Below are 14,043 nucleotides of genomic sequence, written 5' to 3'. Positions count from 1 at the left end.
ATCCTATATTCTATCATAGATAAAAATAATATACACTAAGAAAAATAGAATTTAAACTGATATTTCTATAAAAAAAGTGGGCATTAGCCCACCTAAAAATTTTAACATTTTATTTTGAAAGTAATACTCCATTTGATTTTGTATCATCTTTGCTGTTTTTAATTGTAGATTCATTAGCTGTATTATCTGTTGCCATCTCTCTGGCAAGTTTTGCTGCCTCATCTATACGATTCTGTGCTTCTGCCTGAACTCTTCTTGCATCAGCAAGATTATTGCCACATTTAGTACAGAAAGTTGCACCTTCTGAACACACATTGCCGCATTTCTCGCAAACCAATGTATTTGATGCTGTAGCCTTACTTTCAGACATCATCTTCTTTACATTATCAAGGCTGTTTCCACAGTTATTACAAAATGCTGATGTTTCAGGACATGCTGCACCACATTTATCACAATTTACAGTCTTACCTGCTGCTGCCTTACTTGCTGCAGCTGATACATTGTTTGCCACATTTGTAGCCATGTTACCTGCCTTATTCAATATACCCTTAGCATAGTCCACATTCAAATCCAGTGCTGTTGCATTCTCATCCACTGCTGTTCTACCAGTTTTAAGGATGGCATATATTGAAATCACCAAATTGGCAAGTAACATAAACCAGCATAAAAACGCAAAAAAATTTCCACTAAAACGAACTATAAAATTATATGTAGTGAAATGTAAAAATCCCAAAGAAATATTTAACATATAAATAATATGTACATATATATAGCTCTTGCTATCTGTAGACTTCTTATTCAGTACCCACATCACTATATTTACAATAGGATATATAAGAAGAAACCATAACCAAGATGTTAATGCACTTACATCAGTTAACATATAACCATAATCTCTATAAGTTACCATACTAAATATTGACATTGACTCACCGTCATATATCTTTATTGTAGGAATAAAGAAAAATAGTACTGACAAAACTGATATCACACATAAGATATTCAATACACTAAGTCCCTTATCATTAATAACCAAATCATTGTTCTTTGTTCTTTTTATACCTTTTAACATATACTCTCCTTAACTTTATGAAATTTCTTTACCACATGATGAGCAGAATTTATCATCAGATTTATTCTTAGTTCCACAATGAGGACAAAATACTGCATCAGCTTGTGTATTATTATAAACACTATTGCCACTTTTTGCTACCTTTTTCTTTGATTTTTTTATTTGTATCACCAGCAACACAGCTATGATAAAAATAGCTGTCACAGCAACAATAGTAAGAATAATATATTTTATATAGTTAGTACGCACACTTACAATGCTAGGAGCTTTATAATGTGACATCACCACATTTTCTCCCTTTATTACAAAGTCATTACCACTAAACTTTGCCTCTGCACTGTCAAAACCTCCACTTATATAGCCACTCTTTCTAATTGGTTTCCCTGCATTCTTCACTCTATATTCATAAGATTCAACATCTCCTGCGGTAAATAGTTCATGGTGAAAATCATCTGTAAACTTTATATTCTGTTTTGAAACAAAATATCCCTTTTTATCAATGTCAAGATTTGTGCTGTCTCTGCTATATCCGGTTGCATCTTCCCACATTTTAGTATCGTCATCAACACTCAAATTAGAAGATATTTTAACCTCCAGATCACTGCCATTCAACTCTATTTTATCAAGCTTTATTTTAGTTTTTTCAAAAACTATTTTCAGTTTTTCTTCAAGCTTTTTTACATCGTTTTCATTGAAAGACTCCTTAAAAACAACAGTAATATTTCTCTTTATATTTCCTGTTGGAGTAATATCAACAATATGTTTATATTTGCTCACACTAGGCATAACATTGACTTCAACATTTAAATCAGCCGACTTACAATATCCGCTAAACAAAAGTACATTTGAATCTCCATCTGATCCATTTAACGAAATATCCGTGCTTTCACTAACATTATCGTCAAATGCCACAATACCTTCATAGCCATTTTGTGGATTAACAAAATAGTTGAATCTAACACAGTTATCTCTATTGCTGATATAATCCTCCAGATCAATATTTTCAGACCAAAAATAATTCTTGTAAAATATATGCTGTTTAGCTAATGTATAATATTTTGAATCAGAATCTTCACTTTCATCATCGTCTGTAGAATTTTCTTCTGCATAAGAAGCTTTTAATTCAGAAGCCGTCATTAAAACTATATCTCCCACACTCTTACCTGTAAAGTTCTCTGTCATTTTCTTACATTCATCAATACCAAGGCCCTTACCTTCAATAGTAAAAATGTGTATAGAAGCATCTTCCGTCCAAGTACCACTTCCAATATCGCCAACTCTTGAAGCCATAAACTGCTCTATTTCATCCTTAGCCTTTACAAAAGTTGAATCCGGAATATTTACATCAATAGTTCTATCAATAGTACCATCCTTATTTAGAACAGTATCAAATTCTACGCTGTCAATAGGTAAGTATTTTGCTGTATTTACATCAATTATGCTCATACTCGCATCTTTTTCATACTCTTCACCATTTATAATCAGACTTATATAGCTTGATGAAAATATATATGACTCATATGAGGATGTAACAAATCCATTGCCCATAATACCGTCTCTCATCCACTTTAGTAAATCATCGCTACTAAAGTTTTCCTGATATGCAAGTCCCTTTGCAAAGACCGCATCAGATTTTAAAAATGTAACATTTGGTACTATATCTATTCCTTCTGCACTAAGTATATTATTAACTTTAGTTTTATAATCTTCCTCAGAAATAAAACTTATAGTGAAGACAACAACTATATTTTCATCATCCTGATTAAATGATGTGATTTCTATATCCTGTGGACACAACTCTCTCAATGTACTTTCTACAGTGGTCAAATCCTTTTGTACATATGATGTGTAATCCGAATTTGATATAGTATACGTCATTACCCTGCTTCCGGAAAATGAATCATCAAAACTCATATCAGTGTTTACAACACCACCACAAGCTGTCAAAAATAAAAATGCGAAAAGACATATCAAATATTTCAATTTGCTTTTCATAATACTCCCTTATGAATTGATTATCTTTGATTTATCTCCCAAAATAACCGTCTATACCATCAGCAAGTCCTTTTGACAGCTTTCTTAAAGTATCCTTATCATAATCAGATTTCTTATCACCCAATTCAATGTCTATAGATGGAATAGTTGAATAGGAAGTCTGTGTTAAATCCATATCCATTCTTCCATCACTAAATATTTTTGTACCATTGGCAGATAAACCATTTACAAGTGCTTTTCCCAAAGCTTCATGTTTTTTCCAGTTTGAAGCTACCGGCTCCATGCTCCTATATGAGCCTACATCCGGTACTCCCATATAGAATGCTCCCTTATCTGAGGTTGTGGAATCCCAATGCAGTGCAATATGTGCATTTGCATTATTATTTGCAATAACAGTTCTCGCAATATTGTCTAATTGAACATCTGTATCGTTTCGGATCATTAATACATTGTATCCTCTTGATAAAAGTTCATCTTTAAATATTTTTGCCATCTCGTAGGTTACCGTGCTTTCAGGTGTACCATCTAAAAATGTCATACCTTCTGAAACTGCAATAGCTGTGGTAGCTCCGGCATTAGTAGTACCTCCGGTTACCTTTGGCGTACCATCCGGATGACATTGAGTTTTTTGTGATGATCCTCCCTTTGTACCATGTCCGGCATTAACTGCTATTGTAATGCCATTGCTATTTCCACTTGGCGTATACAACATACTCTTTCCTGAATTTATCTTTGAAAATGAAGCATATTTCCAATCAGGATTTAAACCTATTTCTCCGGCTTCTTTAACTTCAGATACAGCTTCCTTCTTTACCTCTGTCTCTTTAGCTGTAGTTGTCTCTTCCTGTGTTGTTGATGCCGCTGTAGTCGTTGCTTCTGTTGCCTTTGTGGTTTCTTCACTACTTTGAACAGCACTGCTTTCTGCTTCCTTACTACTCTCTAAATCTTTTTTCTCCTCTTTAGTTTCAGCCTGTGTACTGCTTTCTGCAAATCTTCCTTGAACTTTAGTCACACTTTTTGCATTTGTAGTATTACTTGTGCATGCCATCAATATTCCTGAAATAAGTATAACCTGGTAAATAAATCTCTTTCTCATAATAGACCCTTTATTTTCGCAAATGTTTTTATAAGTTCCACACTGCCTTCAAGTCCAAGAGTTGTACTGTTGATAGTCAAATCATAGCTTCTTGAATCAGCCCATCTCTTACTTGAATAATAGTTATAGTAGCTTGATCTTTTCTTATCTGTTTTTATCATAATATCTTTTGCCTTATTAGCTTCAATATTGTTTGTTTCCATAATTCTTCTAATCTTATCCTCATCATCTCCTGTGATAAATACTGAGAAAGCATTAGGATCATCTGACAAGGCATAATCAGCACATCTACCTACAATAATGCATGACTCTTCTGACGCAAGCTTTTTTATTGTATCAAACTGTGCTAAAAATATCTTATGATTTATAGGCATATCCATATAAGATGAGGATGTATAACCCAAAGAATAAGTATCCATAACAAGAGAATATAAAAATGAACTTGTTGGCTTCTCATCATGAGTTTCAAACAACTCTGCAGCCAGTCCGCTCTCTTTTGCAGCTCTATTAAGTATTTCCTTATCATAGCACTTGATGCCCAGCTGTTCAGCCAGCATCTGTCCAATCCTTCTTCCACCGCTTCCGCACTGTCTACCAATGGTAATAACCAATCTTTTGTCCATACCGACCTCCTAAAAATAATTTCTTTTATGTATTTTCTTTTATAAAAATACAAATGCAGACAATTACATATATTATTATATAACAAAAAAAGCAAAATGTATATATTCGCCATTCGATTGCAGCTTCTTAGTTAGTGTTTATGCTGATATAAATAGAATATAAGTTAATTTTTTTTGAATTTTTTTAATATTTCATTAAAATATTCAGGTATGGGTGCTTTAAATTCCATATATTCATTTGTAGTAGGATGAATGAACCCCAGTACCATAGCATGTAAACATTGCCCTTGTAATTTCATACTTTCCTTTTTACCGGAATATATCTCATCACCAAGTAAAGGATGATTTATATAAGACATATGAACTCTTATTTGATGCGTTCTACCTGTCTCAAGTACACACTCTATATATGTATAATTTTTAAGCCTTTCTAAAACTTTATAATAAGTCACCGCAGTCTTTCCATCTTTATCTACCGCCATCTTTTTTCTGTCATTTTTGGCTCTGGCAATAGGTGCATCTACAACTCCTTCATCTTCCTTTAGATTGCCATTTACTATAGCAACATATCTTCTTGTAATACTATGTTCTGCCAGCTGTTTTGCAATGTTTTGATGAGCATTATCATTTTTGCAAGCAATAATAACACCGGTTGTATCCATATCTATTCTATGAACTATTCCAGGTCTTAATACTCCATTAATACCTGAAAGATTATCTTTGCAATGGTATAAAAGTGCATTTACCAAAGTACCGCTATAGTGCCCGGCTGCCGGATGCACCACCATTCCCTTTGGTTTATTTACAAGTATTACATCATTATCTTCATATAGAATATCCAAAGGTATATTTTCCGGAAGAATCTCAAGTGGCTCAGGCTTTGGTATGTTAAGTACTACATTATCTCCATTCCTCAATCTGTAATTTGCCTTTATAGACTTACCACCAATAGTAGCTTTCCCTTTTTTTATCAAGTCTTGAATGTAAGATCTAGAAAAGCTTTCTAAATTCTTTGCCAAAAAAACATCTATCCTCTTATTAATATCCGATTCTTCTACTATTATTTCAAAGCTGTTCATTTATCTCCAAACTAAAACTATTTTTTATAAAATTCTAATTCACTTTCTTTATATACAAATACCAAGCATATAAACAATAAAAAAGTTCCTACTGTTACACAAATATCTGCAAAATTAAATATAGGAAAATTTATCGGCTTAAAATAAATAAAATCTACAACATAATTTCTAATAACTCTATCAATAAAATTGCCAAGTGCACCTGCAAAAATCAGACCGCCACAACATAGTAGCAAAAAATAATGACTATCATTTGGCAACTTAAAAAGTAAGTATAATATACCTATCAAAACCACTAATGTAATTATATAGAAAAAAATATGCTTACCCTGAAGTATTCCAAATGCAGCACCTGCATTCTCTGAATACCAAAAATAAAGTATATTATTAATTAATGGGTAAGCAGCTCCATTTTTTAATTTCACTAGGGCTTCATACTTACTCCATTGGTCTACTCCCACAAGTGCCGCTACCATGATCAAGAACAAGCCAAATTTATATACTATATTCTTCTGCATATACTATCCAATGCCTCCATCATATCATTTTTTGATACTTCTCTATCAATATAGGCTTCTCCAATACTGTTCAACAAGATAAATTTTATTTTCCCTGATTCCATTTTCTTATCATTAAATGTAGCCCCAAATACTTTTTCCACATCCATATCTGTCTCTGTATCCAAAGAATATATTTTCATCAAATCTGTAAGAAAACTCCTGTCTTCTTTTCTCAGCTTACTCTTTTTTATACATATATAAAATGCTGCCAGCATACCAAGACCTACACAGTCACCATGTGACAGTGTGAATTTTTTTTCTTTTTCTATAGCATGTCCCAAAGTATGTCCAAAATTTAATATAGCCCTTTGTCCCTTTTCATAAGGATCATTTTCAACAACCTGCTTTTTGATTTTTTGACTTACAAGAACCATATTTGCCAAAGTTTTTAAATCTCCGGCCAATATATTCTTACTGTTTTCAAAAAGCCAATAGTAATATTCTCTGTCAAATATCAAGCCATGCTTTATAACTTCACCCATACCTGATGAAAACTCTACCATTGGAAGTGTACTTAATGTATCGATATTCACATACACAAGCCTTGGCATATAGAATGCTCCAACCATATTTTTATAATGTTTAAAATCAACTCCGGTTTTTCCGCCAATACTCGAATCAACTTGAGAAACTAAAGTTGTAGGAATCTGTACAAAATCAATACCCCTCAAATATGTTGCAGCAACAAAACCACATACATCTCCCACAACTCCGCCACCAAGTGCAAGTAAGATATCCTTCCTGTCAAACTTATTCAAAATAAGAGTATCATATATATCTGATACTGTACCAAGGTGTTTATTCTTCTCACCGGCTTCAAAAGTATGTACAAATACATTCAAGCCGCTAAGTTCTTCTTTTATATTATCCAAATATATCTCAGCCACATTAGAATCTGTAACAATGCATATTCTTTTATTATCTATATCCAGTTTGTTTAATTCTTTTTTTAAACCGGAAAAATCATCTGAAATTACTATATCATAGCATGGCTTATTTTCAAAATTTACTTCCAATCTATCTAAATACATTATTAATACCTATTTAAAAATCTCTGTTTCAGCAAACAATCTACCTTTTTTTGACAGGGAACTTATACCTAAAAATCTTGCTCTACCAAGTCCTCTTACTGTAATTATATCCCCTTGCTTTACCTTAGATGAATGTAAAAAACACTGTTTAGAATTGATAAACACCTTACCTGAATCAATATATAAATTTACTTTGCTTCTGGAAATATTATATATAGATCCAATAATAGAGTCTAATCTTTCTGAAGGGATATTTATCTTTTTGTATTCTACTCTATTTACAGTTTTTAGATCATCAGCACTTTCTTTTTGTAAAACAACCTTTGTATGCTTTACCATATCCAGTTCATTGATTATGGTTTCTGACATACTCTTGAATGTAATAAGATGTGCAATATTGTCTACAATACATATATCACCAATCATATGCCTTTCAATTCCAAGATTCATCAGTGCCCCAAGGAAATCTCTATGTGTGAGATCCTGTGCAAACTTTTTATTTGCCGGTGAAATATTTATGTATTCCAATATATCAAATTCAGGTGTCTTATCACAATAAAAGCAGACAACTTTTCTTTCTGCTTCAGAATACCCCCCAAACATAGTATAATTTACATTTGGCAATTCATTCCGAGTCATCTCGAATATTGTCTGCTCATATAAATTTAAGAACACAGAATACGCCACTATGTTCTTAAAATATGCATTTCTTGCTAAATCTAAAATCTTATTTCTTAGAATTAGATCATCTTTTTCCAAAGCTATAACCTCATCCCCCAAATCCTGAAGCGTCCGAACTGTTATGCTCAATGCCAAGTAAATCTGTAAAATCTCCTGACAATACTACGTTTGCAGGTGTTACAATAAATATACTCTCAGATATACTTTGAAGATTTCCTTGCATCTCATATGCTGCACCACATACAAAGTCCACTATTCTCTGTGCAATGGCTGTTCTAACATCTTCAAGATTAAGGACAACAGTCTTCCCCTTCTTCAGACTATCTACAACAAGTCTTGACTCTTCCACAGATGTAGGTCTATACATAGTAACCTCAACTTCTTTTTTGATAGGAACAATATTATCGTTATCAACCTTTGTAATTTTATGAGTAGTCTTTAATTTTGACTCCTCTTCCACCTCATCTTCTGCATCAACTTCTTCTGTATCATCGATGCCTTCTTCAAAATCATCTTCACCTTGATAATCATCCTCGCCGCCTCCAACATTTAAATACTCCCTGATTCTCTCAAACAAATCCTTAACCATAAGCTCTCCAATCCTTCCTTACCTTTTCCCAAATATTCCTGTACCAACTCTTACAAAATCCGCACCCTCTTCAAGTGCCACCACATAATCGCCAGTCATTCCCATTGATAAAAATCTCACTTCTATATTATCATAGTTTTTCTGATTTATGTCAACAGACATTTTTTTTAATTTCTTGAAAATTTCTCTATTTTCTTCTGCATCATCAACATTTGGTGCTATTGTCATAAATCCCTTTATATGTAAGTTTTTATATCTGGCAAATATTGGTAAAACTTCCTCCAATTCATCCTCTATAAAGCCATACTTTGAAGCTTCTTTTGCAACATTTATTTCAAGCAACCCATCAACATGTATATTCTTTTTTTTCGCCTCTGTATCTATTGTATCAGCTAACCTTATACTGTCAATAGAATGTATTAAAACAGTATTTCCAAGTAGTTGTCTAACCTTGTTAGTTTGCAAATGTCCAATCATATGCCATCTTATATCTTTTGGCAGTTCTTCACTTTTCTTGACCAAATCCTGCACCTTATTTTCACCAAAATCCCTTATACCACTCTCATAAACTTCCATAATCAAATCATTTGGCTTTGTCTTACTTACAGCAATAAGTGTAACATCCTTCATATCCCTACCACTGTTTTTGCAGGCAATTTCCATGTTGTGTATAACCTCTTGTAAGTTTTCTTTAACCATCTCTTCTCCTATTAATAAATAGAATCTCCTTCCATAAAACTATCCGGGTTTAACAAAATATGATCATATACTTTCAAACCATTTCTGGTTCCCTTATCTATAATATAAAATTCCTTATTCGAACCTATTATATCAATAATTTTAAATGCAGTATAGCCCTTGTCTATATTATATACTCCTAATAATTTTTCAGTATTTGAGACTTCATAAATTTCATTTGAATCAGGTTTTATAATTTTAGTTCCTGATTTTATGTCCTCATTATTCTTATCAATATAGCAGTTCTTATCAGTTACCTTTGTTATATCAGCCGGAACGAATACAGTCGAACTAACCCCGTCATTATCGACTTCTTTATAAAATCCATCTTCTACACCATCTCCACCTTTTGTCAAGAAATCAACAGGTATAGTATAAAAATCTTTTTCAAGAACAGATCTAACCGGTATCTTAAGACCATTTACATCAGATGATTGTATATAAAAATCTACATATCTGTTTGATATAAATTGAATCATATATTTATCAAATGTCAATTTACCCAGTCTGTATCCATCCTTTGTCTCAACAACCGAATAATTTCCTGTAAGCTCCAATCCATTTGATTTAAACTTTACAGTAAGTCTTTTTTTCTCAGCATATAATTCTTCTTCTCCTTTATCGAATTCAAAATATATGCTCCAAGTTTCACTATTAACCACCCTATATACAGCTGTATTTTCTTCTATTAACTGCTCGTTTTTTATATAGCTAATTGGATGCTTTGAAGTATCAAAATCACTCTTTGTCAAGTCTTCTTCTTTTTTCTCAACTATATCATCTATTGCATAGGATATCTCACCTGATGTTAGAGATGTTACTATATCAAGGCTCAACTCGTTCTCATTTGAAATATTATCAATATTTTCTATATTTATGATATTTGAATATTCACTGGCAGCATTATCCAATAAATATTTTGTATCATACACATATTCAAAATTTGAGTCTAAATAATTTGATACAAAATTTGATAATTTCTTTTTTATCTCAACAACATTTGAATCCGATATACTATCCTCTTTTCCAGCTGATGCTTCCTTTAATTTTTTCAAATCTCCGGTTGCATCTAATGAATATACCCTACCTCCAACGGCAACCCTTTTCCCATCCTTCATATAGATATTTATATATCCACCGGATGGTGCTTTCTCAACGCTTTCATCTCTCAGTATAAGTCCTGTGTGAGTCTTATCTTCAGACATACTACCTTCTACTACTTCACTGTATCTTATCTGTTTTCTTGTGAGAAATTTTATAACATAGAAAGACAAATATAATGAAATAATCAGAAAGAGTATTATAGCTACATTTAAAGTTATTCTTTTTTTATAGGGAATAATCTTTTTTGATTCAGCCAATTTTATTCTCCTTAAAATAAAAGCAGATCTTCTATCTTGCATAAATACAAGTTCATTAATTATACTTCAAGAATATATTTTTTTCAAATAATTTTAAAACGGCAGGCTCAATAAAATGAAACCTGCCATCATTTATTAAATCAAATAATCTCTGTAAGTACTAAGTCTGAAATCATATGTTATTTTCATTTTTTATAATGTTACAGTAACATTCTTTTTTGCATTCTCAGGCAAAGCATTAACATCCATTGAAACACTCAAAACAAATTCAATGCCATACTTTTCACCCAATGTTTCTATACGATCTATTGTTGAAGTAATATCTAAACCTTCAAGAACTGACAACTTCAAAAAGCTGTCTAAGAATATAGCCTCGATATCATGGTCAGATGAAATGAGACCTGATAAAAATCCTATAAATCCGTCTGCTGACATAATAGGAAATTCACTGACGTTAATAAGTCTTATCTTGTTATTAAGCTCATACATATGCTTTGAACTCTTATCAAGATAGATAACTGAACCGTTTGCCTTTAAAACAGCCTCATTAGCCTTCTCAAGTAAAATTTTTGTTTTTCCCTTACCCTTCTCTCCTGCAATGATAGAAACCATGGTAATGCCCTCCTTAAATTACTGTTATCAAATATAATAATATTATAAAATATTAATAGGAATAGTGCAATGCTATTTATCAATTTTCATAAGAAGTTTAGACATATTGTCATATAAATCTGCTCTGTTTTTTGATTTTAAAACAACAGAAATATATCTATTACCCTTATCGTTTGCACTGCTAATAACAAGGCAGCTTCCTGCAGCCAATGTAGTACCGGTTTTTCCGGCTTCCACAGCTACTCCATAAGGTGCCGCCACCTGACCTGTTATATATCTATTTCCATTTCTCCAATTTTTTGTAACCTGACTGCCATCTGCCGCTGTATATGTAACATTGTAAGAAGCACATCCGGCATAGTTTGCAAATCTTGGATCTTTTAGAGCTTCATTAAATATAAGATACAGGTCATATGCTGTTGTGTAATGATTTTCATCTGAAAGGCCATTTGAATTAACAAAGTTTGTATCTACCGCACCAATCCTTTTAGCCTCTTCATTCATCATCTTTACAAAATTTTCTACACTTCCACCTACATGTACGGCTATAGCATTTGCTGCATCATTTCCGGATGGTAACATAAGCCCATATAAAAGCTGGTCTAGTGTAAGTACATCTCCCGGATGAATACCTGCTAAGCTTGCTCCTGCTTCATTTATTACGCTGTCCTCAGTAACGGTCACCTCATCTGTCAGATTCCCATACTTTAATGCAACCAGTGCTGTCATAACCTTAGTCGTACTTGCCGGATACATTCTCTTAGTAGCTACTTTTGACGCTATCAAACTTCCATCACCACCTGCCAATATTATGCTTTCAGAAGATATATCATCCACATTTATATCATCCTCCGTAGGTAATGCCAGATTCTTTGCAATAGGTGTTATTCTTGTATCCACATCCAGGATAGACAGTCTATTGGAGAAGTCATACTCTGTAATCATAAACTGATAATAATAATATGCTCCTCCAAAAGCCAATGCTATCACTAACACAATAGGAATTATCAGGTATAACTTATTTACCTGTTTTTTTCCTCTCTTTATATAATTTGACATGAGGCCTATCTATAAGCCTCTCTAAACTCAAAGTCACCCCTGTCAAGTGCCATAATCAAAAGTTCTGCGGTAGCAAGATTTGTCGCTAATGGTATATTATGCATATCACACAGTCTCATAACTTTATCTGCATCCGGTTCATGACTTTTTTTAGTAAGCGGATCCCTTAAGAAGATAACCAAGTCTATATCATTATTTTCTATCTGTGCACCCAACTGTTGTTCACCACCCAGATGTCCTGCCAGATATCTATGTATATTTAAATTTGTAACCTCTTCCACCAATCTACCTGTTGTTCCCGTTGCTGATAAATTATGTTTTGATAAAATACCTCTGTATGCAATACAAAAATTCTGCATGAGCTTTTTCTTAGCATCATGTGCGATCAAACCTATATTCATCTTTACCTCCAAATTCTAGTTCTTACCCTGTCTTACAGCCACACTTGCAACTAATCCAACTCCCAAATATAAACTCAACAGCGAGCTCACTCCATAACTTATAAATGGAAGCGGCAAGCCTGTATTAGGAAAGAGTCCCGTTGCAACTGATATATTAGTGAAACTTTGAAAGCCTACTAAAACTGCAAAGCCAACACAAACCAATTTCCCCTCTAAATCTTTAGCCTTAGAAGCAAGGCGAAAACATTCAATAACTATAAGTGCAAAAAGCACAATCACAACCATACTGCCTATAAATCCAAGTTCCTCTCCAATAACGGCAAATATAAAGTCTGTCTGATCTTGAGACACGAAGTTGCCATTCTTAACTGAAGCAAAAGTATTATTGTTTAGTCCCTTACCCATCAGTTGTCCTGATGATATAGCCATAATAGAGTTGTCCTGCTGTACATTTATGTCCGCATACTTATCAGGATATATCCATCCAAGTATTCTGTTTGCCTGATAGCCTCTCAAAAATGGAACAACGTTGCTTCGCAATAAAAATATAAATATTGCTGCTGATGGTATTATAAATGCAAGACTGCCAAGTACCCATCTGTAACTGATACCTGATACAAATAACATACTAAGTATCATAATAAATACCACAATAGTAGTTGATAAATCAGGTTCTTTCAGTATTAAAAAACATGGTATAGCAGCAACTGCAGCAAATACAATCAAGAAAGAAATCCTGTCAACATCCTCCTGATGTTTTCCCAAAAATGAAGCAATAAACAATATCATTCCTATTTTTACAATTTCAGAAGGTTGTAGCTGTCCAATAATCGGTACTTTAATCCATCTTATTGCTCCGGCACCTTCAGGTGAATATCCAAAAACCAGCACCGCCAGCAACAAAATGATACATATTCCGTATACAACCCACATTAGCTCCATTATCTTTCTATAATGTATAAAGGAGATAAAGACTACAAGCACAAGCCCTAGTACAATACCAAATATCTGCTTGGCAACCATCCCTCTGTCACCGTCAGTGGCACTGGAAATCACCAATACTCCCATAACATTTAAGACTAAAATATAAAATAAAAGCCTAAATGGATAATATTTAACTTTATAACCGTCTAACATCCTCTACTC

The 14,043-nt window shown here is 33.1% G+C and carries 15 protein-coding genes; all 15 read right to left on the bottom strand.

Annotated features, from left to right (window positions below; translation table 11 throughout):
- Positions 1 to 109 precede the first annotated feature (109 nt).
- The 15 genes from D4A81_RS05415 to D4A81_RS05345 all read right to left on the bottom strand — a co-directional run bounded on the left by D4A81_RS05415 (position 110) and on the right by D4A81_RS05345 (position 14,034).
- Positions 110 to 1,072, bottom strand: a complete 963-nt coding sequence (locus D4A81_RS05415) for a double zinc ribbon domain-containing protein (RefSeq protein ID WP_111524103.1) — start codon at positions 1,070 to 1,072, stop codon at positions 110 to 112.
- Positions 1,073 to 1,087: 15 nt separating this feature from the next.
- Positions 1,088 to 3,067 carry a zinc ribbon domain-containing protein gene (locus D4A81_RS05410; RefSeq protein ID WP_111524102.1) on the bottom strand — a complete coding sequence of 660 codons (1,980 nt, stop codon included), beginning with the start codon at positions 3,065 to 3,067 and terminating at the stop codon, positions 1,088 to 1,090.
- 31 nt (positions 3,068 to 3,098) lie between these two features.
- Complete coding sequence (locus D4A81_RS05405; protein WP_111524101.1) at positions 3,099 to 4,163, bottom strand: N-acetylmuramoyl-L-alanine amidase; 1,065 nt, start codon at positions 4,161 to 4,163, stop codon at positions 3,099 to 3,101.
- Positions 4,160 to 4,786 (bottom strand): cytidylate kinase-like family protein, encoded by a 627-nt coding sequence (locus D4A81_RS05400; protein ID WP_111524100.1) that lies wholly within the window; start codon positions 4,784 to 4,786, stop codon positions 4,160 to 4,162. The genes D4A81_RS05405 and D4A81_RS05400 overlap by 4 nt, the downstream gene beginning before the upstream one ends.
- A gap of 164 nt (positions 4,787 to 4,950) precedes the next feature.
- Entirely contained in the window at positions 4,951 to 5,865 is a 915-nt protein-coding gene (locus tag D4A81_RS05395) for an RluA family pseudouridine synthase (protein ID WP_111524099.1), read from the bottom strand.
- 17 nt (positions 5,866 to 5,882) lie between these two features.
- A complete protein-coding gene (gene lspA, locus D4A81_RS05390; protein ID WP_111524098.1) occupies positions 5,883 to 6,383 on the bottom strand; it encodes a signal peptidase II in 501 nt (166 codons plus the stop codon).
- Complete coding sequence (gene aroB / locus D4A81_RS05385) at positions 6,368 to 7,456, bottom strand: 3-dehydroquinate synthase (RefSeq protein ID WP_111524097.1); 1,089 nt, start codon at positions 7,454 to 7,456, stop codon at positions 6,368 to 6,370. The genes lspA and aroB overlap by 16 nt, the downstream gene beginning before the upstream one ends.
- A gap of 9 nt (positions 7,457 to 7,465) precedes the next feature.
- On the bottom strand, positions 7,466 to 8,215 hold the full coding sequence (locus D4A81_RS05380) for a YlmH/Sll1252 family protein (RefSeq protein WP_111524096.1): 750 nt from the start codon (positions 8,213 to 8,215) through the stop codon (positions 7,466 to 7,468).
- 10 nt (positions 8,216 to 8,225) lie between these two features.
- Complete coding sequence (locus D4A81_RS05375) at positions 8,226 to 8,726, bottom strand: cell division protein SepF (protein WP_111524095.1); 501 nt, start codon at positions 8,724 to 8,726, stop codon at positions 8,226 to 8,228.
- Positions 8,727 to 8,744: 18 nt separating this feature from the next.
- Positions 8,745 to 9,425: a YggS family pyridoxal phosphate-dependent enzyme gene (locus D4A81_RS05370; protein ID WP_111524094.1), complete on the bottom strand. Its 681-nt coding sequence runs from the start codon at positions 9,423 to 9,425 to the stop codon at positions 8,745 to 8,747.
- Positions 9,426 to 9,436: 11 nt separating this feature from the next.
- Positions 9,437 to 10,825 carry an HlyD family efflux transporter periplasmic adaptor subunit gene (locus tag D4A81_RS05365; protein ID WP_111524093.1) on the bottom strand — a complete coding sequence of 463 codons (1,389 nt, stop codon included), beginning with the start codon at positions 10,823 to 10,825 and terminating at the stop codon, positions 9,437 to 9,439.
- A 192-nt stretch (positions 10,826 to 11,017) separates the two neighbouring features.
- Entirely contained in the window at positions 11,018 to 11,437 is a 420-nt protein-coding gene (locus D4A81_RS05360; protein WP_111524092.1) for a twitching motility protein PilT, read from the bottom strand.
- Positions 11,438 to 11,509: 72 nt separating this feature from the next.
- Complete coding sequence (locus tag D4A81_RS05355; protein WP_111524091.1) at positions 11,510 to 12,496, bottom strand: D-alanyl-D-alanine carboxypeptidase family protein; 987 nt, start codon at positions 12,494 to 12,496, stop codon at positions 11,510 to 11,512.
- A gap of 5 nt (positions 12,497 to 12,501) precedes the next feature.
- Positions 12,502 to 12,897 (bottom strand): methylglyoxal synthase, encoded by a 396-nt coding sequence (locus D4A81_RS05350; RefSeq protein ID WP_111524090.1) that lies wholly within the window; start codon positions 12,895 to 12,897, stop codon positions 12,502 to 12,504.
- Between the two features lie 15 nt (positions 12,898 to 12,912).
- A complete protein-coding gene (locus D4A81_RS05345; RefSeq protein ID WP_111524089.1) occupies positions 12,913 to 14,034 on the bottom strand; it encodes an FtsW/RodA/SpoVE family cell cycle protein in 1,122 nt (373 codons plus the stop codon).
- Positions 14,035 to 14,043 lie beyond the last annotated feature (9 nt).

It is taken from the genome of Lachnoanaerobaculum umeaense, from assembly GCF_003589745.1.
Taxonomy (GTDB): domain Bacteria; phylum Bacillota; class Clostridia; order Lachnospirales; family Lachnospiraceae; genus Lachnoanaerobaculum; species Lachnoanaerobaculum umeaense.
The sequence above is the reverse complement of the archived record's forward strand: the minus strand, read 5'-3'. Positions and strand labels throughout refer to the sequence as shown.